This is a genomic window from Streptomyces sp. NPDC008163 (genome assembly GCF_042956885.1).
In the GTDB taxonomy this organism is placed as follows: Bacteria; Actinomycetota; Actinomycetes; order Streptomycetales; family Streptomycetaceae; genus Streptomyces; species Streptomyces drozdowiczii_A.
Genome location: NZ_JBIBHG010000008.1, coordinates 324498 through 344083, shown reverse-complemented (window position 1 = coordinate 344083; position 19586 = coordinate 324498). Strand labels below are relative to the sequence as shown.

At 71.6% G+C, this 19586-nt stretch carries 20 protein-coding genes and 1 pseudogene; 9 read left to right on the top strand and 12 right to left on the bottom strand.

The genetic code is table 11. The annotated features are described in order from the left end of the window. Positions 1-44: 44 nt before the first annotated feature. The gene (locus ACFZAT_RS20245; RefSeq protein WP_391265623.1) at positions 45-1517 is read left to right on the top strand and encodes an LCP family protein; all 1473 of its coding nucleotides are present in this window, start codon (positions 45-47) and stop codon (positions 1515-1517) included. A gap of 61 nt (positions 1518-1578) precedes the next feature. Here ACFZAT_RS20245 and ACFZAT_RS20240 read toward each other — a convergent pair whose 3' ends face one another. Continuing rightward, complete coding sequence (locus ACFZAT_RS20240) at positions 1579-2610, bottom strand: glycosyltransferase (RefSeq protein WP_391265589.1); 1032 nt, start codon at positions 2608-2610, stop codon at positions 1579-1581. Positions 2611-2886: 276 nt separating this feature from the next. On the opposite strand from ACFZAT_RS20240, the gene ACFZAT_RS20235 reads away from it, so the two are divergent. Beyond that, positions 2887-4272 (top strand): LCP family protein, encoded by a 1386-nt coding sequence (locus ACFZAT_RS20235; RefSeq protein WP_391265622.1) that lies wholly within the window; start codon positions 2887-2889, stop codon positions 4270-4272. 59 nt (positions 4273-4331) lie between these two features. On the opposite strand, the gene ACFZAT_RS20230 is transcribed toward ACFZAT_RS20235, so the two are convergent. Next, positions 4332-4880, bottom strand: a complete 549-nt coding sequence (locus ACFZAT_RS20230; protein WP_391265588.1) for a hotdog domain-containing protein — start codon at positions 4878-4880, stop codon at positions 4332-4334. Positions 4881-4999: 119 nt separating this feature from the next. On the opposite strand from ACFZAT_RS20230, the gene ACFZAT_RS20225 reads away from it, so the two are divergent. Together ACFZAT_RS20225 and ACFZAT_RS20220 are read left to right on the top strand one after the other, a co-directional pair. Next, positions 5000-6301: an LCP family protein gene (locus tag ACFZAT_RS20225; protein WP_391265587.1), complete on the top strand. Its 1302-nt coding sequence runs from the start codon at positions 5000-5002 to the stop codon at positions 6299-6301. A 41-nt stretch (positions 6302-6342) separates the two neighbouring features. Beyond that, positions 6343-6885, top strand: coding sequence for a histidine phosphatase family protein (locus ACFZAT_RS20220; RefSeq protein ID WP_391265585.1), 543 nt, complete (start codon positions 6343-6345; stop codon positions 6883-6885). On the opposite strand, the gene ACFZAT_RS20215 is transcribed toward ACFZAT_RS20220, so the two are convergent. The 5 genes and pseudogenes from ACFZAT_RS20215 to ACFZAT_RS20195 form a co-directional block, all read right to left on the bottom strand. Then, entirely contained in the window at positions 6870-7676 is an 807-nt protein-coding gene (locus ACFZAT_RS20215) for a methyltransferase domain-containing protein (protein ID WP_391265584.1), read from the bottom strand. The two genes, ACFZAT_RS20220 and ACFZAT_RS20215, sit on opposite strands and share 16 nt — an antisense overlap. A gap of 86 nt (positions 7677-7762) precedes the next feature. Further along, positions 7763-8248, bottom strand: coding sequence for a hypothetical protein (locus ACFZAT_RS20210; protein ID WP_391265583.1), 486 nt, complete (start codon positions 8246-8248; stop codon positions 7763-7765). Beyond that, the gene (locus tag ACFZAT_RS20205; RefSeq protein ID WP_391265582.1) at positions 8241-8699 is read right to left on the bottom strand and encodes a hypothetical protein; all 459 of its coding nucleotides are present in this window, start codon (positions 8697-8699) and stop codon (positions 8241-8243) included. The genes ACFZAT_RS20210 and ACFZAT_RS20205 overlap by 8 nt, the downstream gene beginning before the upstream one ends. Continuing rightward, entirely contained in the window at positions 8696-8908 is a 213-nt protein-coding gene (locus tag ACFZAT_RS20200; protein ID WP_391265581.1) for a DUF397 domain-containing protein, read from the bottom strand. Before ACFZAT_RS20200 ends, ACFZAT_RS20205 begins: the two co-directional genes overlap by 4 nt. After that, positions 8905-9402 (bottom strand): annotated as a pseudogene (locus ACFZAT_RS20195) (DUF5753 domain-containing protein); the annotation flags it as partial. The gene ACFZAT_RS20200 and the pseudogene ACFZAT_RS20195, both read right to left, overlap by 4 nt. 324 nt (positions 9403-9726) lie before the next feature. Here ACFZAT_RS20195 and ACFZAT_RS20190 point away from each other — a divergent pair. The 3 genes from ACFZAT_RS20190 to ACFZAT_RS20180 are packed head-to-tail and all read left to right on the top strand — an operon-like array spanning position 9727 to position 11764. Further along, on the top strand, positions 9727-10569 hold the full coding sequence (locus ACFZAT_RS20190) for a helix-turn-helix domain-containing protein (RefSeq protein ID WP_391265580.1): 843 nt from the start codon (positions 9727-9729) through the stop codon (positions 10567-10569). A 26-nt stretch (positions 10570-10595) separates the two neighbouring features. Then, positions 10596-11096 (top strand): hypothetical protein, encoded by a 501-nt coding sequence (locus ACFZAT_RS20185; RefSeq protein ID WP_391265579.1) that lies wholly within the window; start codon positions 10596-10598, stop codon positions 11094-11096. Further along, on the top strand, positions 11093-11764 hold the full coding sequence (locus tag ACFZAT_RS20180) for a DNA alkylation repair protein (protein WP_391265578.1): 672 nt from the start codon (positions 11093-11095) through the stop codon (positions 11762-11764). The genes ACFZAT_RS20185 and ACFZAT_RS20180 overlap by 4 nt, the downstream gene beginning before the upstream one ends. Before the next feature lie 6 nt (positions 11765-11770). On the opposite strand, the gene ACFZAT_RS20175 is transcribed toward ACFZAT_RS20180, so the two are convergent. Both ACFZAT_RS20175 and ACFZAT_RS20170 read right to left on the bottom strand, forming a co-directional pair. Continuing rightward, positions 11771-13351 (bottom strand): protein kinase, encoded by a 1581-nt coding sequence (locus ACFZAT_RS20175; RefSeq protein ID WP_391265577.1) that lies wholly within the window; start codon positions 13349-13351, stop codon positions 11771-11773. 134 nt (positions 13352-13485) lie between these two features. Continuing rightward, positions 13486-14643: an acyl-CoA dehydrogenase family protein gene (locus ACFZAT_RS20170; protein WP_391265576.1), complete on the bottom strand. Its 1158-nt coding sequence runs from the start codon at positions 14641-14643 to the stop codon at positions 13486-13488. A gap of 175 nt (positions 14644-14818) precedes the next feature. On the opposite strand from ACFZAT_RS20170, the gene ACFZAT_RS20165 reads away from it, so the two are divergent. Together ACFZAT_RS20165 and ACFZAT_RS20160 are read left to right on the top strand one after the other, a co-directional pair. Beyond that, positions 14819-16162, top strand: a complete 1344-nt coding sequence (locus tag ACFZAT_RS20165) for a nucleotide sugar dehydrogenase (protein ID WP_391265575.1) — start codon at positions 14819-14821, stop codon at positions 16160-16162. 54 nt (positions 16163-16216) lie between these two features. After that, positions 16217-16576, top strand: a complete 360-nt coding sequence (locus ACFZAT_RS20160; RefSeq protein ID WP_391265574.1) for a VOC family protein — start codon at positions 16217-16219, stop codon at positions 16574-16576. 21 nt (positions 16577-16597) lie between these two features. On the opposite strand, the gene ACFZAT_RS20155 is transcribed toward ACFZAT_RS20160, so the two are convergent. Genes ACFZAT_RS20155 through ACFZAT_RS20145 form a run of 3 tightly spaced genes read right to left on the bottom strand, consistent with a single transcriptional unit; the run spans position 16598 to position 19535 of the window. Beyond that, complete coding sequence (locus tag ACFZAT_RS20155) at positions 16598-17794, bottom strand: membrane dipeptidase (RefSeq protein WP_391265573.1); 1197 nt, start codon at positions 17792-17794, stop codon at positions 16598-16600. 11 nt (positions 17795-17805) lie between these two features. Then, positions 17806-18339 carry a 5-(carboxyamino)imidazole ribonucleotide mutase gene (purE, locus tag ACFZAT_RS20150; RefSeq protein WP_018104029.1) on the bottom strand — a complete coding sequence of 178 codons (534 nt, stop codon included), beginning with the start codon at positions 18337-18339 and terminating at the stop codon, positions 17806-17808. Then, positions 18336-19535 (bottom strand): 5-(carboxyamino)imidazole ribonucleotide synthase, encoded by a 1200-nt coding sequence (locus ACFZAT_RS20145; RefSeq protein WP_391265572.1) that lies wholly within the window; start codon positions 19533-19535, stop codon positions 18336-18338. The genes purE and ACFZAT_RS20145 overlap by 4 nt, the downstream gene beginning before the upstream one ends. Between the last annotated feature and the right edge of the window lie 51 nt (positions 19536-19586).

The window sequence follows — 19586 nt, the reverse complement described above, 5'->3', positions numbered from 1 at the left end:
AGAAGTCCCGGAAACGCCGCGTGTTCAAGTGGATAGCGATATCCATGGCGGTGCTCGTCCTGGGCACCGCCTCCGCCGGATACCTCTACTACCGGCACCTCAACAACAACATCCGCAGCAGCGCCCGCAGCGGCGGCGAGAGCGGTGTGAAGAAGGCCGCGCCGAACGCCGAGGGCCAGAGCCCGCTCAACATCCTGCTGATCGGCTCGGACAGCCGGAACAGCGCGGAGAACGTGAAGCTCGGCGGCAGCAGGGACACGGCCGGGGACAAGCCCCGGGCCGACGTCCAGATGCTGCTGCACATCTCGGCGGACCGGAAGAACTCCTCGCTGGTCAGCATCCCGCGCGACACGATCCTCCACATCCCGGAGTGCACGGACTCCGAGACCGGTACGAAGTACCCCGCGACGGACAACAAGCCGATCAACGAGTCCCTCCAGCGCGGTGGTCCCGGCTGCACGCTGACCACGTGGGAGAAGCTGACCGGCGTGTACATCGACCACTGGATCATGCTCGACTTCGCGGGCGTGGTGGCCATGGCGGACGCGATCGGCGGGGTCGACGTGTGCGTGAAGACGGGGGTGTGGGACAAGCCCACCCGCCTCGTACGCGGCGGCTCCGGGCTCAAGCTGCCGGCGGGCACGAGCACGGTGAAGGGCAAGCAGGCGCTTCAGTGGCTGCGCACCCGGCACGCCTTCGGCAATGACCAGAACCGCGCCAAGGCGCAGCACATGTACATGAACTCCATGCTGCGCACGCTGAAGAAGCAGAACCTCTGGTCGGACGCGGGCCGGCTGACGAATCTCGCGGAGACGGCCACCAAGGCCCTCCAGGTCTCCGACGAGATCCGTTCGGTGAAGAAGCTCTACGACCTGTCGATGCAGCTCAAGAGCGTGCCGATCGACCGCATCACCATGGCTACGATGCCGACGGCCGAGTGGTCCGAGGACCGGAACAAGCTCGTCCCGATCGACAAGTCCGCGGACGCCCTGTGGCGGCTGCTCCGTGAGGACGTCGCGTTCGACAAGAACGGCAAGGAGAAGAAGAAGCCCTCGTCGTCCGCGAGCCCGTCCGGTCCTCCCGCCGCCGCCCCTGCGACCCTCGGGATCTCGGTGGTGAACGGCACGGGCGTCGGCCAGGCGCCCAAGGACGGGCGGGCCACCGAGGTCGCCGACCTCCTGCACGGCAAGGGCTTCGCCGCGGCCGAGACCTCGCAGGACCCGGAGCCGCTCAAGGACACGGTGGTGCGGTACGCCAAGGAGGACGGGGACCAGGGCAAGTCGGACGCGCTGTCCGTCGCCAAGGCGCTGGGCCTCCCGACGACCGCGGTCAAGGCCGACCCGAAGGCCGGCGGGCTGACCGTCGTCGTCGGTGCGGACTGGCGCGAGGGCACCGCGTACAAGGCCCCCAAGGTCGAGGCGGGTGACCTTCCGGACGGCGCGGACGACATCAACGCCGCCGACAAGGGCCAGTGCATGGACATCTACTCCGTCTACCGGTGGGACGGAAAGAGCTGACAGGCGGTACGCGAGAGGGGGCGCCCGGCCGGACCGGGCGCCCCCTCTCGTCGTACGCGGCTCAGGCCACCGGTGCGCCCGGCTCGGCGATGGCCGGGCGGCGGCTCGCGATGACCTTCTTCGCCAGCGAGCGCGGGCTCGTCAGGAAGCCGTAGCCCCAGGACATGTGCATGGTCGCCAGCGCGACCGGAATCTGCGCGCGGGCCTTCGGCGACAGGCCCTTGCCCGCCGGGAGGGAGCCCGCGACGATCGCCGCGACGTACCCGCCGGGGACGATCAGCGCCCACGGGGTGACCGCGGCGCCCACCACGAGACCGGCCGCGATGGCGACGACGGCGGTCGGGGGCGCCAGGTAGCGCAGGTTGATGGAGCCGGAGTGGTAACGGGCGACGACGTGGCGCCAGCGGCCGTAGTCCTTGTACTGCTTGGCGAGCGCCCGGACGGAGGGGCGCGGGCGGTACTGGACGCGCAGCTCGGGCGAGAACCAGATCAGTCCGCCGGACTCGCGGATGCGGAAGTTCAGCTCCCAGTCCTGGGCGCGGATGAACTCGACGTTGTACCCGTCGGCCTTCTCCAGCGCCTCCCGGCGGAAGACGCCCAGGTAGACGGTCTCGGCGGGGCCCGCCTGGCCGCCGGTGTGGAAGGCGGCGTTGCCGACGCCGATCTTCGAGGTCATGGCCGCCGCGACGGCGTCCTCCCAGGCGTTCTCGCCCTCGGCGTGCATGATCCCGCCGACGTTCTGCGCGCCCGTCTCCTCCAGGAGCCGGACGGCGGTCGCGATGTAGTTCGGCGAGAGCATGCCGTGGCCGTCGACGCGGACGACTATCGGGTGGCTCGACGCCTTGATCGCGGCGTTGAGGGCGGCGGGGGTGCGTCCGGTGGGATTCGGCACCGTGTGGACGCGGGGGTCCTCCGCGACCAGCTCGGCGGCGATCTCGTCCGTACGGTCCGTGGAGGGGCCGAGCGCGATCACGACCTCCATCTCGCCCGCGTACTCCTGCTCCAGGATGTGGCGTACGGAGTTACGGAGATGGCGCTCCTCGTTGAGCACCGGCATGATCACGGAGACGGCGGGAGGCTGCGCGGCAGACATGTGGTCCTCGGGTGGTCCTCGGGGGCGCCGGGGGCTCGTACCCCACCAGGCGGTATTCGGCCGCCACGTTACCGCGAATGGGGGACAGCGGCGCGCGCCGCCGGGCGGCCTCCCGGGATGAGGATCATATGGGCCTACCGTGCGAACGGTCCCCCTCGCACCGCGGAGGTGTCCCTCGTGCCCACGCCGCCCCGCTCCCCCCGTCCCGCCCGGCCCCGCCCCGCGCCCGCGCGGCGCCGGCGGCGGAGAAAGCAGGACGAGCGGCCGCGCTGGGGCATGCGGGTGGCGACCGGGTTCTCGGTCCTGGTGCTCGGGGCGGGCGGTATCGGGCACGCGGTCGTGACGAACCTGGAGAGCGGGATCGACCGCGTCGATCCGTTCAAGGACATGAAGAACCGGCCCGCGGGCGGGCGCGGCATGAATCTGCTGCTGGTCGGCACCGACGGCCGCGACAAGATCACCAAGGACGAGAAGCGGAAGTACCGGCTGGGCGGTGCGCCCTGCCACTGCACGGACACGATCATGCTGGTGCACCTCTCGGCCGACGAGCAGCGCGCCAGCGTCGTCAGCCTCCCCCGCGACAGCTACGCGGAGATCCCGGCCCATCGGGACCGTACGACCGGCGAGGAGCACGCGGCGCATCCGGTGAAGCTGAACGCGGCGTACGCGGAGGGCGGGCCCGGCCTCACCGTGAGCACCGTGGAGCACATGACCGGCGTCAAGATCGACCACTATCTGGAGGTCGACTTCACGAGCTTCATGACCACGGTCGACACCCTCGGCGGGGTGAAGATCTGCACCACTCGCCCGCTGAAGGACTCCTACACCGGCCTGGACCTCGCGCCCGGCCCCCACACGCTCGACGGCGGCCAGGCGCTCCAGTACGTACGGTCCCGGCACATCGACGGGGCCGCCGATCTGGGCCGGATGCAGCGCCAGCAGAAGTTCATGGCCTCGCTGATCAAGCAGGCGACGAGCAGCGGGGTGCTGCTGAATCCGGTGAAGTTCCGCGAGGTCGCCTCGACGATGCTGAAGTCCGTACGGGCCGACCGGGGCTTCGACACGGAGCAGATGCTCTCCATCGGCCAGGCGATGCGGGGCTTCTCGGCGGCCTCGTCCGAATTCGCCTCGGTGCCGATGGGGGATGTCGCCTACCAGGTGAAGGGCATCGGTTCCACGGTGAAGTGGGACCCGGTCAAGTCGAAGCAGCTCTTCACCGCGCTGCGCGAGGACAAACCCCTGACCACCGCCCGGCCCGCCGCGAAGGCCCCCGCGAAGAAGGTGGACGTCCCGCCGCAGCAGATCCGCGTCCAGGTCTACAACGGCACCGCGAAGGACGGCCTCGGCACCAAGGCCGACGCGGCGCTGCACGCCACCGGCTTCGACACGACCCGGGCCCCGCTGACCGCTCCGCAGCACGACCTGAAGCGCACCCTGGTCACGTACGACCCGCGCTGGGACCGGTCCGCGAAGACCCTGGCGGCGGCGCTGCCGGGGGCGGAGCTGCGGGCGGTGCCGGGGCAGGGGGCGACGATGCGGGTGACGGCGGGCGAGGACTACCGGAAGGTCGAGCGGGTCCACGCGGAGGAGCCGGAGCCGGGCAGGTTCGGCGCGGTGAAGGGCGACGAGGTGACGTGCGATTCCAGCCCGTCCGGCGTCTGAGGGCGGGACCGTCCAGGGGGTGAGCCCCGCGCCTCCCGGTCCCCGCCCGCCCCGCGTCCTCAGTCCTCGATACCCTCGGCAGTCCGCTTCTCGCGCAGCTCCCTGATCGCGCGGCGCCGCGCCAGCCGGTGCGTGCGGCGGATCTGGGCCTCCTGGTAGCGCCGCTTGTCGCGCTCGGTCTCCGGGATCACCTGCGGTACGGGGCGGGGCCGGCCGTCCGCGTCGACCGCCGCGAACACCAGGTACGCGCTGCCGACCTGGGTGGCGGGCGTCGACTCGTTCCAGCGCTCGGCCATGACCCGGACGCCGACCTCCATGGAGGAGCGGCCGGTCCAGTTGACCTGGGCGCGGACGTGCACGAGGTCGCCGACGCGGACCGGCTCCAGGAAGACCATCTCGTCCATGGAGGCCGTGACGGCGGGGCCGCCGGAGTGCCGGCCGGCCACCGCGCCCGCCGCGTCGTCGACCAGTTTCATGATCACGCCGCCGTGCACCGTACCCAGCAGATTGGTGTCGCTGCCGGTCATGATGTGGCTGAGGGTGGTCCGGGAGGCCGCGGTGGGCTTGCCCGGAATGTCGCTCTCCGGGCGCGGAGCGTGATCTGTCATACCGTCCACCTTATGCGGGGGCCCGAACACCGTCGCAATGCATCAGCTTCGCAACAGCCCTGGTGCGATTTTCCTCCTGCCCTGTAAGAGGGGCGGCCCCGGCCTGCACACTGGTCCGTATGAACGATTGGCCCGACGGCTGGACCGACGACAACCGCAGCGGTGACCGCTACGGGCAGGGCAGCGCGAGCGAGCGGCCCGAGAGCGCCCGCTCGATGCCGCACGTCCAGCGCCGCCCGGCCCCGCCCCCGCAGCGCCCCGCGCCGCCGAGGCAGCGCCCGGTGCCGCAGCAGCCCTCGGGCTACGACGGCGGTTACCCGCAGTACGACGAGGGTTACGACAGCGGGTACAACACGGGCCAGGTCTACGGCGCCGGCAGCGGCGGCCACGGACCGGGCTCCGGCGGCGGCGACCGGGGCCCCGCGCAGGGCCGCCCCAGACCCGCGCCCAACTGGGGCCGCCGGATCAGGATCGGCGCGCTGGTCCTGGTCGTCGCGCTGCTCGGCGTCTCCGTGGGCACGTACTTCTGGGCCGACTCCAAGCTGAACCGCGCCGTCGACCTGTCGAAGGTCATCGAGCGGCCGGAGGCGGGCAAGGGGACGAACTACCTGATCGTGGGCTCGGACAGCCGCGAGGGCATGACGTCCGAGGACAAGAAGCGGCTCCACACGGGTTCGGCCGACGGCAAGCGGACCGACTCGATGATGATCCTGCACACCGGCGACAACGGCCCGACGCTGGTCTCGCTGCCGCGTGACTCGAACGTCGAGATCCCGTCGTTCATCGGCTCCGAGTCGGGCAAGAAATACCCGGGCACGGGCAAGACGACGAAGCTGAACGCCGCGTACGCCACGGACGGGCCCGAGCTGCTGGTCCGTACGGTCGAGTTCAACACCGGCCTGCACATCGACCACTACGTCGAGATCGGCTTCGGCGGTTTCGCCAAGATCGTGGACGCGATCGGCGGGGTCGAGCTGGACATCCCGAAGGCGTTCAAGGACAAGTGGTCGGGCGCGGACTTCCCGGCCGGCAAGCAGACCCTCGACGGCCAGCAGGCCCTGGCCTTCGTCCGCACCCGCCACGCCTTCACTTCGGACCTGGACCGTACGAAGAACCAGCAGAAGTTCCTCGCGGCGCTGGCGAGCCAGACGGCGACCTTCTCCACGATCATCAACCCGTTCAAGCTGTACCCGACGATGGGTGCCGGCCTGGACACGCTGATCGTCGACAAGGACATGTCGCTCTGGTCGCTCGGCAAGATGTTCTTCGCGATGAAGGGCGTCACGGGCGGGGACGGCACGTCGATGAACATGCCGATCGCGGGCAACGTGGGCGGAAACCTGGCCTGGGACAAGACGAAGGTGAAGCAGCTGGTGGAGCAGCTGAAGAACGACGAGAAGGTCACGGTCACGGAGAACTGAGGGGCGCGCCCCCGCGCCTCCTCCCCAGTTGCGGAGCCGCCATGCCTGTCCGGATCGTGTACGAGTCGCACGCCACGACCACCGACAACGAGGCGGGCATCGCCACGGGATGGCTTCCGGGGCGGCTCTCCCCGACGGGACGCCGCCAGGCCGCCGAACTGGGCGACCGGCGGCGCGGCACCGGGCTCGACGCCGTCTACACCTCGGACCTGGCCCGCGCCGTGGAGACGGCCCGCATCGCGTTCGCGGGCACAAAGATCCCGGTCCTCCGCCAGGACGCGCGCCTGCGTGAGTGCGACTACGGGGAGCTGAACGGCGCCCCGACCGCCGTCCTGCATCCCCTGCGCACCCGCCACATCGACCGCCCGTGGCCCGGCGGCGGCCAGAGCTACCGGGACGTGGCGGGGGCGACGGCCGCGTTCCTGCGGGACCTGGCGGCCGAGTGGGACGGGGGTCAGGTCCTCCTGATCGCCCACTCGGCGAACCGCTGGGCCCTGGACTGCCTGCTCGCGGGCGCCCGGCTGGAGAGCCTCGTCGCGGACCCGCCGCCCTGGCAGCCGGGCGTCTCCTACACCCTGCCCTGAGCCAGCACCGCCGCGTGCGGCAGGGTCAGCAGGCCGTCGTCCGCGAGGAATTCGCCGCACAGCGCGTCGTACTCGCGCCTGGCCGCCGCCACGCCCTCCGGCCCGGCGCTCGTGAGCAAGGTGCCGATCGAGCCGATTCCGGCGGCGGGACCCGCCCACCAGTCGTCCGGGGCGGCGCGGTGGTCCCAGGCGTGCGTGGCGCCCTGCACGTCTCGGAATCCGGCGGCGGTGAGCAGCGCGGCCAGGCCGTCCGGGGTGCGCGCGAAGTTGTGCTCCTCGTCCACCATGGCCATCCAGCCGGGCCGGGTGATCCCGGCGGCCTGGGCGGCGCGGCCCACCAGCGCCTGGCCCGGGGCGCCCGGCAGCTGCCAGATGGTGACCGCGATCGTGCCTCCGGGGCGGGTGACCCGGCGCATCTCGACCAGGGCCTCCAGGGGGCGGCCGACGTGGTTGAGCACGAAGTTGGCGACGACCGCGTCGAACTCCCCGTCGGCATACGGCAGCTGGGGCAGTACCCCGGAGCGCACCTCGGCCCCGGGAGCCGCGCGCCGGGTCGCCTCGACCATGCCGGGCTCGGCGTCCACGGCGCGGACGGCGGCGCCTCGCCCGAGGGCGGCGGCCGTCACGTTGCCGTTGCCGCACCCCACGTCGAGCAGGCGGGTCCCGGGCGCGACACCGGCGGCGTCCAGCAGGGCGGGCACGGTGTGGACGCAGAGCCGGGCGGCGGTGCGGGCGTAGGCGTCGGCCCGCCCGCCCCATATCCGCCGCTCCATCACGTCGAACGCGGTCATACGGTGTCTCCTCCGGTACGGCTGGTCGGTGTCTGCGGTTCCGTCTCCTCCGGCACGGCGGGTCGGGGTCGGTGGTTCCGTCTCCTTCAGATACGACTGGTCGGGCTCTGCGGTTCCGCCTCGTTCAGGTCCTCGTGCAGGGCGCCGAGGACGCGTCCGGTGGGCTCGGCGCGCGCGGACAGCTCCGCGAGGGACCACCCGGGCAGCCGCCCCGCCACTTCTTCCGGCTCGTCGCCCCGCGCCGGGTCGTCCAGCCCCTGGAGCAGGGCGAACGCGGTCTCCCTGGCCACCTCGCGGGCGATCTCGCCCAGCTCTTCGGGGGTGAGCCCGAGGCGTACGGCGCGCTCGACGGCGCCACCGGCCGCGCCCGTCCGGCGGTAGGCGGCGACCCAGTCGGACGCGGTGGTGCTCCAGGCGTCGATGTCCTGCCACACCATCCGCAGGAACCGGAACCGGGCCAGCTGCGGCAGCCCCTCCTCGGCCTCGGACTCGGCCCATCCCTCGGCGTCCTCGGCCCCGAGCGCGTCGAAGAGCCGGACGAGGGGCCCGATGTCCTCGGGGCCCTCAGGCACTGCGGAAGTTACGGGACAGCCAGGGGCTGAGCATGGCGCGCGGCACCAGCTCCTTGTACGTCTCGTCCCCGGGCAACGGCACGACGAGCCACTGCCCCGGCGGGAAGAACCGGCCCTTCACGTACGCCATCCCGCCGTACACGGACCGCAGGAACGCGGGCACGGAGTTCCGGGGCACGTCCTCGAAGACCACCCCGTCGACGGTGATCCGCGCGTCGTCCTCCGGGAAGACCTGCACGGTGACGGCCGGGGCCCCGCCCAGTTCGACGAACGCCTCGTGCGGCAGCGACCCGTCCGCGTCCACCACGGCGAACGCCCCGGCGGACTCCCGCCGCGAGGTCTGGTCGGCTCCGATGTCATCGGTGACCGTCAGCGCCAGGTTGTACGCCTTGGCGACTTCCCGCACGGCCGTGACGGCGGCCTCGGTGGTGGGCAGGTGGGGGTGCGTCATGCGGCGTGGGCCGCGTAGGTGACGAAGGCGGCCCAGGCACGCGGTGTCGGCGCGAGGTGGGGACGGTGGACGTCCTTGGAGTCCCGAACGAGGACGGCGCCGGGGGCGGCGGCAACCTCGACGCAGTTGTTGCCACTGCTGCTGTCGCTGAAGCTGCTCTTGAACCAACTCGTCGCAGGAACGTCCCCGGTGGAGGGTTTGTCGATCATGTCTCTCCCAGCACTTGCTTGATGAAGGCCAGTGACTCCGCCGGCGTGAGGGCCTGGGCCCGGATCATCCCATACCTCAGTTCCAGGATCCGGAGCTGCTTCGGGTCGGTGACCGGGCGTACGTTGAACGCACCCCACGAACGACCGACAGCCGTGCCGTCCCCGAACTTCAGCACCTCGATCCCACCGTCCAGTCCAGGGTGAGTCTCGCAATTGAGCGGCATGATCCGCAGGGACACGTTCCTCAGCTGTGCGATGACGAGCAGGTGCTCCAACTGCCGTCGCCACTCGGCCCTTCCGCCGATGGACCGACGCAGTGCAGCCTCTTCCAGAACAAAACTGAGCGTCGGGGCCGGTGTGCGCTCGAAAATCGCGCGTCGTGCCATTCGGGCCGCGACCCCGCGCTCCACCTCGTCGGGCGAACAGGACGGCTGCCGGGTCTCCAGGAGCGCACGAGCGTGCCCCTCCGTCTGCAAGAGGCCGTGAATGCCGTGCGCGCCCAAGAGGTCGTCAAGCAGTCGCGGTCCACCGGGTCGCGGGATTCCGCGTCGCGGTCCACCGGATCGCGGAATCCCGCGACCCGGTGCGCCACGACGTCAATTGCTTTGAAAGAACCCTGGGAAAGAACCCAACCCCACCCCACCCGAACCCGGTACGAACGCTGATCACTCGCGCGGGTGACAAATGCCAACTGAGCTGGATTTAGGGTCGGTTGTCGGGCATATGCTCGCGGAAACAACCCCCAGACACGAGTCGGCCCCGACCGGGACTGCAATCCCTGCCGAGGCCTGACCACCGAGGAAGAAACGAGCTTCCCGATGACTGCCCAGCAGGCTATCGCGCCCTCGTGCGCCCCGCCCGGTTCCCCCGGCACTCCCCACGACGTCACACCGACCTCCGGTGTCATCCACGTCAACTCCCGCCACACGTCCGGCTTCACGGTCATCGGCAACCACCTCGCGCAGCACGGAGACCTTTCCCTCCTCGCGATCGGGCTCGCCGTCCACATCCAGTCACTGCCCGAGGGCGCGAAGATCGGCGTCAAGGTGCTCGCCGCGCGCTTCCCGGAGAGCGAGATGCGGATCGCCGCCGCGCTGCGCGAGCTGGAGGCGGCGGGCTACCTGCGCCGCATCCGCGTACGCCTGCGGGACGGCCGCGTACGCACGCGTACGGAGTCGCACAACCGGCCGTACGCGACGCCCCCGGCGCCCCGGGAGCCGTACGCCGCCCCGCGCGCCACGACTCCGCCGCCGGCCGTGCCGGACGACCGCACCGCCGCCCCGGCACCCCCGCCCCGGCCGCACCCCACCCCGAAGCCGCTCCATCGGAGCGCCGCCCTGCTTCTCGCCGACCTCCGCCGCCACGCACCCGTGCTGACGCTCTCCGAGGCGGACATCGCCACCCTCGCACCGGGGGTCGCCGCCTGGCTCGAACGGGACGCGCACCCCGACGCCATCCGCCGGGCCCTCACCACGGACCTCCCGGCGCCCCTCGCCCACCCGGCCCGACTCCTCCGCCACCGGATCACGGCCCTCCTGCCACCCCCACTCCCGGCCCCGTCCGCCCCGCCCACCGTCATCCCCCTCCAGAACTGCGACGACTGCAACCGAGCCTTCCGCGCCCCGGAACCGGGCCAGTGCCGCGACTGCTGTAGACCCTGAACCGCCAGACCACCGAACGGACCCGCATGGTCAGCTCACCCCACGAGGCGATGCACCGCATCTTCCAGGAGTACCCGGGGCTCTTCTCCCGGGTGTCCGAGGCGCTCGGTGCCGATATCCCTCCGCCCGTATCACTCGCCACCCTCGCGGCCATCACACATGCCGACAATCCCGACGTCGGTGCCATACTGGAAACGCTGCCCGCAGCACTGCGGGACGCGCCCGAGAACATCACCGACCCCATCGTCGAGCTCACCGCTCAGGGCCTGGGCAGTCGTCCGGTCGCACAACAGTGGAGGAACCTGGTGGCCGTGGACACCTCTTTCCACAAGTCCGCCATGTCGGAGGAGATCCGGGACGAGGGCCGGGCGGAAGGTCTCCTCCTGCTTCTCGGGGTACGGGGCATCTCCCTCACCGACGCGGACCGCGAGAAGATCACCACCTGCACCGACCCGCGGCTCCTGCACGCATGGCTCCAGCGGGCCGCGACGGCTTCCTCGGCCGAGGAAGTCTTCCGCACCGCATGACGGAAACAACCGCCACCGACGTCCTGGCCGAGCTCGCCGCCCTGGACGATCCCAAGGCCCGCGCCGTCAACGCGCGGCACGGGGACGACCACGGGGTGAACCTCAGCAAGCTGCGCGCCGTCGCCAAGCGGCTGGGGAAGCGGCAGGAGCTGGCCGTCGACCTGTGGGAGACCGACGACACCGCCGCGCGGCTCGTCGCCTTGCTGGTCTGCCGGCCGAAGGCGTACACGCAAGGCGAGCTGGACCGCATGCTGCGCGAGGCGCGGGCGCCGAAGGTGCACGACTGGCTCGTGGGCTACGTGGTGAAGAAGAGCCCGCACGCGGAGGAGCTGCGCCTCGCCTGGACGGAGGACCCCGATCCGGTCGTCGCGAGCGCCGGGTGGGCGCTGACCGCCGACCGGGTCGTGAAGCGGCCCGACGGGCTGGACCTGGGCGCGCTGCTCGATGTCATCGAGGCGGAGATGCGTGACGCCCCGGACCGGCTCCAGTGGGCGATGAACACCTGCCTCGCCCAGATCGGCATCGAACACCCGGAGCACCGCGCCCGTGCGCTGGACATCGGGGAGCGGCTGGGCGTGCTCAAGGACTACCCGACGCCCCGGGGCTGCACCTCGCCGTACGCGCCGGTGTGGATCGGGGAGATGGTGCGGCGCAAGGGCGAGGCGTAGGGAACGCTAGGCCGCGTTGCGCCAGACGGTGACGTCACCCAGGACGAAGGCGACGCCGGGCATCGCGGTCGACTTCGTCGCGATCACGAACAGCGCGATGTCCCCCGAGGCGTTCTTGACGCAGATTTCGCTGCCGTTCGCCGAGGTGGCCAGCGGCAGGTTGTGACTCTTGCTGTGGTTGAGAAACAGACGGCACTCGTCGAGCGTGGCGCCCGGTTTGCCGGGCATCGCCACGAACACGCTCGTGTCGCTGTTCAGTTCGCAGCCGACCGACTTGCAGCTGAAGCGGATATCGCCCTCGTCTCCGTTCAACTCCTTGTACGGATTCGCGAGATTCACCGAGCGCTTCGTGTCCACCGTGACCTGGGCGTACGGCTCCGCCTGCGGCTCACGGGGCGAGGGAGACGCGCTCGGCTCGGTCAGCGCGTCGGCGACCCTGCCCGCCGACTCCGGCGCCGTCTTCCGCACCCCCGACGAGGGAGTGGCCGACTCCGACGCCTTGACGTCGGCCCGGTGCTCTCCCCCGCCCATCGGCCCCATCGCCCGCCAGGCCAGCCCGAGGACCAGCAGCGCGCTCACCACGCCGACGGCCGACACCAGTGCGACGAGCCGCCTGCGCGCCCCGCGCTCGACCGGTGCGGGCGGAGGCCCGGCCCAGGGATCCGTCCGCACCGGGGTGGGCTCGGGCACCGGGGCCGGGACCTCGGTCTCCGGGCCGCCGATCTCGCCCCACACGGCGGGCGCAGTCTCCGCGTCGGCCTCCGCGCCCAGCCGCTGCCGGCACCACTCCGCGATCTCCGCCGGGTCGGGCCGCTCGGCCGGGTCCGCGGCCAGGCAGCGGGCGAGGAGCGGCCGCAGGGGCTCGGGCAGCAGGGTCAGGTCGGGCTCGGAATGGATGATCCGGTACAGCACGTAGACGCCGGGTCCGTCACCGTAGAGCGGCTTGCCCAGCGCCGCGTACGCCGCCGTCTGGGCCAGGGCGAAGACATCGCTCGCCGCCGTGGCCCCCTCCCCGGACGCCTGCTCGGGGGCCATGTACGCGGGGGTGCCGATCGGGTGCCCCGTCGTGGTGTACGAGGTCCCGTCGACGGCCAGCGCGATGCCGAAGTCGATCACGCGCGGCCCGTCGGAGGCGAGCAGCACGTTGGACGGCTTCAGGTCACGGTGGACGATGCCTTCGGCGTGGATGGCCCGGAGCGCCTCGGCCATGCCCGCCATCAGCCACAGCAGCGCGGGCACCGGGAGCGGGCCGCGCCGGGCCACGGCCTGGGTGAGGGAGGGCCCGGGCACGTACAGCGTGGCCAGCCAGGGCGTCGCGGCCTCCGGGTCGGCGTCGATCAGCTCGGCCGTGTACGCGCCGCGCACCCGCCGGGCCGCCCGGACCTCCCGGCCGAACCGCCGCCGGAAGTCCGGATCGTCCGCCAGCTCCGGGCGTACGACCTTGATGGCCACGGCCCGGCCGTCCGCGGTGTGCGAGAGGTAGACCCGGCCCATGCCTCCCGCGCCGAGCCGGGCGGCGAGCCGGTAGCCGGCCACCTCGGCCGGGTCGTTCGCCTGAAGCGGCTCGAAGACATCCGTCGCGTCCAACGGCCCGCTCCCCCACTGTGATGCCCTGGCCAACGCCCGCAGCCTAGCAACGGCTTGACACGCGGTTGATCACCGCAGGCATGCGACAGCCCCCGGCATCGCGGCCGGGGGCTGTGCGCTCGTAAAACGTCCCGTTACGGCAGGTTGCGCGCCATCACGATGCGCTGGACCTGGTTGGTGCCCTCGTAGATCTGGGTGATCTTGGCGTCGCGCATCATGCGCTCCACCGGGTAGTCCCGCGTGTAGCCGTAGCCGCCGAGGAGCTGGACCGCGTCCGTGGTGATCTCCATGGCGACGTCCGAGGCGAAGCACTTGGCGGCGGCGCCGAAGAACGTGAGGTCGGCGTCGACGCGCTCGGACTTGGCGGCGGCCGAGTACGTCAGCTGGCGGGCGGCCTCCAGCTTCATGGCCATGTCGGCGAGCATGAACTGGACGCCCTGGAAGTCCGCGATCGGCTTGCCGAACTGCTTGCGCTCCTGGACGTAGCCCTTGGCGTAGTCCAGCGCGCCCTGGGCGACGCCGAGGGCCTGGGCCGCGATGGTGATGCGGGTGTGGTCCAGGGTCTTCATCGCGGTGGCGAAGCCGGTGCCCTCCTCGCCGATCATGCGGTCGGCGGGGATGCGGACGTTGTCGAAGTAGACCTCGCGGGTCGGGGAGCCCTTGATGCCGAGCTTCTTCTCGGGAGCGCCGAAGGAGACGCCCTCGTCGGACTTCTCGACGACGAAGGCCGAGATGCCCTTGGAGCGCTTCTCCGGGTCCGTGACGGCCATGACCGTGTAGTACTCGGAGACGCCCGCGTTGGTGATCCAGCGCTTCACGCCGTTGAGGACCCAGAAGTCGCCGTCGCGCACGGCGCGGGTCTTCATGCCGGCCGCGTCGGAGCCCGCGTCCGGCTCGGAGAGGCAGTACGAGAACATGCCGTCGCCCTTGGCCAGCGGGCCCAGGTACTTCTTCTTCAGGGCCTCGGAGCCGGACAGGACGACCGGGAGCGAGCCGAGCTTGTTCACGGCGGGGATCAGGGAGGAGGACACGCAGGCGCGGGCCACCTCCTCGATCACGATGACCGTGGCGAGCGCGTCGGCGCCGGCGCCTCCGTACTCCTCCGGTACGTGGACCGCGTGCAGATCGGCGGCGGTGAGGGCGTCCAGCGCCTCCTGCGGGAAGCGGGCCTCCTCGTCGACCGCGGCCGCGAACGGGGCGATCTTCGCCTCGGCGAGCGCACGCACCGTCTCACGGAGCATGTCGTGCTCCTCAGCCGGACGGTACAGGTCGAAATCGGTCGAACCCGCCAAGACGCTCACTCCCCAGGGTGCTAACTACCGTTAAGTAACCCAATTTTAGGCGTTCGACCCGCCCCCGGCATACGCGCTCGGGCCGTGAGCTGCGCGACAGCCGGAAATGGGAGGTTTCACGGGCGGGACTATGCTCGTGCACCGCATCTCTGTCCGCATCTCACAGGAGCACTTCATGGCCCTCAGGATCACCGTGATCGGCACCGGCTATCTGGGCGCCACGCACGCCGCGGCCATGGCGGAGCTCGGCTTCGAGGTCCTGGGCCTCGACATCGTGCCCGAGAAGATCGAGATGCTGTCCGCCGGCCGGGTCCCGATGTACGAGCCGGGCCTGGAGGAGATGCTCCAGCGGCACGTCGCGGGCATCGAGGGCGCCACCGGGCGGCTGCGGTTCACCACCTCCTGGGAGGAGGTCGCCGAGTTCGGCGACGTCCATTTCGTCTGCACGAACACCCCGCAGAAGCACGGCGAGTACGCGTGTGACATGTCCTACGTCGACAGCGCCTTCGACTCGCTGGCGCCGCTGCTCACCCGCCCCGCCCTCGTCGTCGGCAAGTCCACCGTGCCCGTCGGCTCCGCAGCCCGCCTCGCCGCCCGCCTCGCGGAGCTGGCCCCCGTGGGCGCCGACGCCGAGCTGGCCTGGAATCCGGAGTTCCTGCGCGAGGGCTTCGCGGTGGACGACACCCTGCACCCGGACCGGATCGTCGTCGGTGTGACGAGCGAGCGGGCCGAGAAGGTACTGCGCGAGGTGTACGCCGTCCCGGTCGGCGAGGGCTCCCCGTTCGTCGTGACGGACTACCCGACCGCCGAGCTGGTGAAGACGGCCGCCAACTCCTTCCTGGCGACCAAGATCTCGTTCATCAACGCCATGGCCGAGGTCTGCGAGGCCGCCGACGGCGACGTCGCGAAGCTGGCCGAGGCCATCGGCCACGACGAGCGCATCGGCAAGAAGTTCCTGCGGGCCGGGATCGGCTTCGGCGGCGGCTGCCTGCCCAAGGACATCCGCGCCTTCATGGCCCGCGCCGGCGAGCTGGGCGCCGACCAGGCGCTCACCTTCCTCCGCGAGGTCGACTCGATCAACATGCGCCGCCGGGGCCACATGGTCGAGCTGGCCCGCGAGGCCGTGGGCGGCGGCTCCTTCCTCGGCAAGCGGGTCGCCGTGCTGGGCGCCACGTTCAAGCCGGACTCGGACGACGTACGCGACTCCCCCGCGCTCAACGTGGCCGGCCAGATCCACCTCCAGGGCGGTCAGGTCACCGTCTTCGACCCGAAGGGCATGGAGAACGCCCGCCGCGTCTTCCCGACCCTCGGTTACGCGGAGAGCGCGCTCGACGCGGTGCGCGGCGCGGACGTCGTGCTGCACCTGACGGAGTGGCGCGAGTTCCGCGACCTGGACGCGGAGGCGCTGGGCGCGGTCGCGGGCCACCGGATCATCCTCGACGGACGCAACGCGCTCGACCCGGCCGCGTGGCGCGAGGCCGGCTGGACCTTCCGCGCGATGGGCCGCCCGACGGCCTGACCTCCGGGGCACACTGGTACGGCCTGTCCGAAGTCTGCCCGAGGAGGAAGCAACATGGCTCTGGCCGCAGTGGGTGCCGTCGTCCTGGACTGCCCCGACCCCGTCGCCCTGGCGAACTTCTACGCGGCGCTGATCGGCGGCACGGTCGAGCAGCAGGAGGACTGGGTGGACCTCAAGGGCGGCGCGGGCGCCCCGCTCGCCTTCCAGGCCGCGCCCGGCTTCGTACCGCCGAAGTGGCCGAGCGCCGACGCCTCGCAGCAGTTCCACCTGGATCTGACCGTGGACGATCTGGACGCGGCGGAGCGGGAGGTGCTGGCGCTGGGCGCGACGGTGCTGGAGGCGGACGACCGGGAGCGCACCTTCCGGGTGTACGCGGACCCGGCGGGGCACCCGTTCTGCCTCTGCGCCTGCTGATCGGGCGGGCGTCCCGGTGGCTCAGGCCGCCGGGGCGTCCAGCTCTTCGATCGTGGCGTGCGACGGGCCGCGCCGGGCGCGCAGGTCCCGCGCCACGTCCTCGGCGTCGCGCAGCACCCGTACGGCGTTCCGCCAGGTGAGCCTGGCCAGGTCGGCGGCGGACCAGCCCCGGCCCAGCAGCTCCGCGATCAGGTTCGGGTAGCCGGCGACGCTCTCCAGGCCCTGCGGGAGGAACGCGGTGCCGTCGTAGTCGCCGCCGATGCCGATGTGGTCGACGCCCGCGACCTCGCGCATGTGGTCGAGGTGGTCGGCGATGGTGGCCACGGTCGCGACGGGGCGCGGGTGCGCCGCCTCGAACGCGGCGTGCAGCTTCATCGCGTGCTCGGTGGTGTCCAGGTGGTGGAGCCCGTGCGCGCGCAGGTTCTCGTCGGCGGCCTGCGTCCAGGCGACGGCGTCGGGCAGGACGAACTTCGGCACGAAGGTGGCCATGGCGATGCCGCCGTTGGCCGGGAGCTGCGCGAGGACGTCGTCGGGGATGTTGCGCGGGTGGTCGCAGACGGCGCGGGACGAGGAGTGCGAGAACATCACCGGCGCGACGGAGGTGGCGAGCGCGTCCCGCATGGTCGTCGCCGCGACGTGCGAGAGGTCGACGAGCATGCCGGTGCGGTTCATCTCGCGGACGACCTCGTGGCCGAACGGCGAGAGGCCGCCCACGCCGGGCTCGTCGGTCGCGGAGTCCGCCCAGGCGATGTTGTCGTTGTGGGTGAGCGTCATGTAGCGGACGCCCAGGGCGTGCAGTCCGCGCAGGGTGCCCAGCGAGTTGTCGATGGAGTGGCCGCCCTCGGCCCCCATCAGCGAGGCGATCCGGCCCTCGGCGCGGGCCGCCTCCATGTCGTCGGCGGTCAGGGCGCGCCGGAGGTCGGCCGGGTAGCGCTCCAGGAGTTCGGCGACGACGTCGATCTGTTCCAGGGTCGCGCTGACGGCGGCGTCGCCCGCGAGGTCGGAGCGCACGTAGACGGACCAGAACTGGGCTCCGACGCCCCCGGCCCGCAGCCGGGGGATGTCGGTGTGCAGATGGGCCGACTGGTCGGTGGCGATGTCGCGTACGGCCAGGTCGTAATGGACCTGCTCGCGCAGCGCCCAGGGCAGGTCGTTGTGTCCGTCGACCACGGGGTACTCGGCGAGGAGTTCCCGGGCCTGGTCCAGTCGGTCCGTCATGGTGCCTGCTTTCAGAAGCCGAAGGACTCCGCGCCCGCCGCCTTCTGCCGCAGCCGCTTGCCCTTCTCGGTCGCCTGGTCGTTGAGGTCACCCAGGAACTCCGTCATCCGGCCCTGGAGCTCGGGGTCGGCGGCGGCCAGGACGCGGACGGCCAGCAGCCCGGCGTTGCGCGCGCCGGCGATGGAGACCGTGGCGACGGGGATGCCGGCCGGCATCTGGACGATGGACATCAGGCTGTCCATGCCGTCCAGGTACTTCAGCGGGACCGGGACGCCGATGACGGGCAGCGGGGTGACCGAGGCGAGCATGCCGGGCAGGTGGGCGGCGCCGCCCGCGCCCGCGATGATCGCCTTGAGGCCGCGGCCCGCCGCGTTCTCGCCGTACGCGATCATCTCGCGGGGCATGCGGTGGGCGGAGACGACGTCGACCTCGTACGGGATGCCGAACTCGTCCAGGGCCTTGGCCGCCGCTTCCATCACGGGCCAGTCGGAGTCCGAGCCCATGACGATGCCGACGACCGGTGCGGCGGAGGCGGGGGAAGTCATTCGGTGATCGTTCCTCGCAGGTAGTCGGCCGCGTGCCGGGCGCGCTCGCGCACGTCCGCCAGATCGTCGCCGTAGGTGTTGACGTGTCCGACCTTGCGGCCGGGCTTCACGTCCTTGCCGTACATGTGGATCTTGAGCTGCGGGTCGCGCGCCATGCAGTGCAGGTAGCCCTGGTACATGTCCGGGAAGTCGCCGCCGAGGACGTTGCACATGACCGTCCAGGGGGCGCGGGGGCGCGGGTCGCCGAGGGGGAGGTCGAGGACCGCCCGGACGTGGTTGGCGAACTGCGAGGTGATCGCGCCGTCCATGGTCCAGTGCCCGGAGTTGTGCGGGCGCATGGCCAGCTCGTTGACCAGGATGCGGCCGTCGCGGGTCTCGAACAGCTCCACCGCGAGGTGGCCGACCACGCCCAGCTCGGAGGCGATGCGCAGTGCGAGCTGCTGGGCCTCGCCCGCCAGCGCCTCGTCCAGCTCGGGGGCCGGGGCGATCACCGTGTCGCAGACGCCGTCCACCTGAATGGACTCGACGACCGGGTAGGCCACGGCCTGGCCGTGCGGCGAGCGGACGATGTTGGCCGCCAGCTCCCGTACGAAGTCGACCTTCTCCTCGGCGAGCACCGGGACACTGGCCCGGAACGGCTCTGCCGCGTCCGCCTCGGAGCGGACCACCCAGACGCCCTTGCCGTCGTAGCCGCCGCGCACGGTCTTGAGGACGACCGGGAAGCCACCGCCCTCCTCGGCGAAGGCCGCGACGTCGGCCGGGTCCTTCACGATGCGGTGGCGGGGGCAGGGCGCGCCGATCTCGGTGAGCTTCGCGCGCATCACCCCCTTGTCCTGGGCGTGCACCAGGGCGTCGGGGCCGGGGCGCACGGGGATGCCGTCCGCCTCCAGGGCCCGCAGATGCTCGGTGGGCACGTGCTCGTGATCGAAGGTGATCACGTCACAGCCGCGCGCGAAGGCCCGCAGCGTCTCCAGGTCGCGGTAGTCGCCTACGACGACCTCACCCGCCACCTGGGCCGCGGAGTCCTGAGCGGTGTCGCTGAGGAGCTTGAACTTGATGCCGAGGGGGATGCCCGCCTCGTGGGTCATACGGGCGAGCTGACCGCCACCGACCATGCCGACTACCGGGAACGTCACGCTCCCAGGGTATCCGCACCGCCCGTCCGCCCCCGTGGGCGGGGGCGGGGCCCGCCGCACGCGTTCCTTTACGCACAGGCGTCCGGCGGGTGTCCTGGTTAGCATGGCCGG

What these genes read in the sequence shown, in the direction of transcription:
- ACFZAT_RS20190 (WP_391265580.1), top strand. Translation starts at nt 9,727, where the DNA reads ATGACTGCCCAGCAGGCTATCGCGCCCTCGTGCGCCCCGCCCGGTTCC.
- ACFZAT_RS20165 (WP_391265575.1), top strand. Translation starts at nt 14,819, where the DNA reads ATGGCCCTCAGGATCACCGTGATCGGCACCGGCTATCTGGGCGCCACG.
- ACFZAT_RS20235 (WP_391265622.1), top strand. Translation starts at nt 2,887, where the DNA reads ATGCGGGTGGCGACCGGGTTCTCGGTCCTGGTGCTCGGGGCGGGCGGT.
- ACFZAT_RS20220 (WP_391265585.1), top strand. Translation starts at nt 6,343, where the DNA reads ATGCCTGTCCGGATCGTGTACGAGTCGCACGCCACGACCACCGACAAC.
- ACFZAT_RS20240 (WP_391265589.1), bottom strand. Translation starts at nt 2,610, where the DNA reads ATGTCTGCCGCGCAGCCTCCCGCCGTCTCCGTGATCATGCCGGTGCTC.
- ACFZAT_RS20180 (WP_391265578.1), top strand. Translation starts at nt 11,093, where the DNA reads ATGACGGAAACAACCGCCACCGACGTCCTGGCCGAGCTCGCCGCCCTG.
- ACFZAT_RS20225 (WP_391265587.1), top strand. Translation starts at nt 5,000, where the DNA reads ATGAACGATTGGCCCGACGGCTGGACCGACGACAACCGCAGCGGTGAC.
- ACFZAT_RS20215 (WP_391265584.1), bottom strand. Translation starts at nt 7,676, where the DNA reads ATGACCGCGTTCGACGTGATGGAGCGGCGGATATGGGGCGGGCGGGCC.
- ACFZAT_RS20185 (WP_391265579.1), top strand. Translation starts at nt 10,596, where the DNA reads ATGGTCAGCTCACCCCACGAGGCGATGCACCGCATCTTCCAGGAGTAC.
- ACFZAT_RS20205 (WP_391265582.1), bottom strand. Translation starts at nt 8,699, where the DNA reads ATGACGCACCCCCACCTGCCCACCACCGAGGCCGCCGTCACGGCCGTG.
- ACFZAT_RS20230 (WP_391265588.1), bottom strand. Translation starts at nt 4,880, where the DNA reads ATGACAGATCACGCTCCGCGCCCGGAGAGCGACATTCCGGGCAAGCCC.
- ACFZAT_RS20245 (WP_391265623.1), top strand. Translation starts at nt 45, where the DNA reads ATGGCGGTGCTCGTCCTGGGCACCGCCTCCGCCGGATACCTCTACTAC.
- ACFZAT_RS20160 (WP_391265574.1), top strand. Translation starts at nt 16,217, where the DNA reads ATGGCTCTGGCCGCAGTGGGTGCCGTCGTCCTGGACTGCCCCGACCCC.
- ACFZAT_RS20200 (WP_391265581.1), bottom strand. Translation starts at nt 8,908, where the DNA reads ATGATCGACAAACCCTCCACCGGGGACGTTCCTGCGACGAGTTGGTTC.
- ACFZAT_RS20155 (WP_391265573.1), bottom strand. Translation starts at nt 17,794, where the DNA reads ATGACGGACCGACTGGACCAGGCCCGGGAACTCCTCGCCGAGTACCCC.
- purE (WP_018104029.1), bottom strand. Translation starts at nt 18,339, where the DNA reads ATGACTTCCCCCGCCTCCGCCGCACCGGTCGTCGGCATCGTCATGGGC.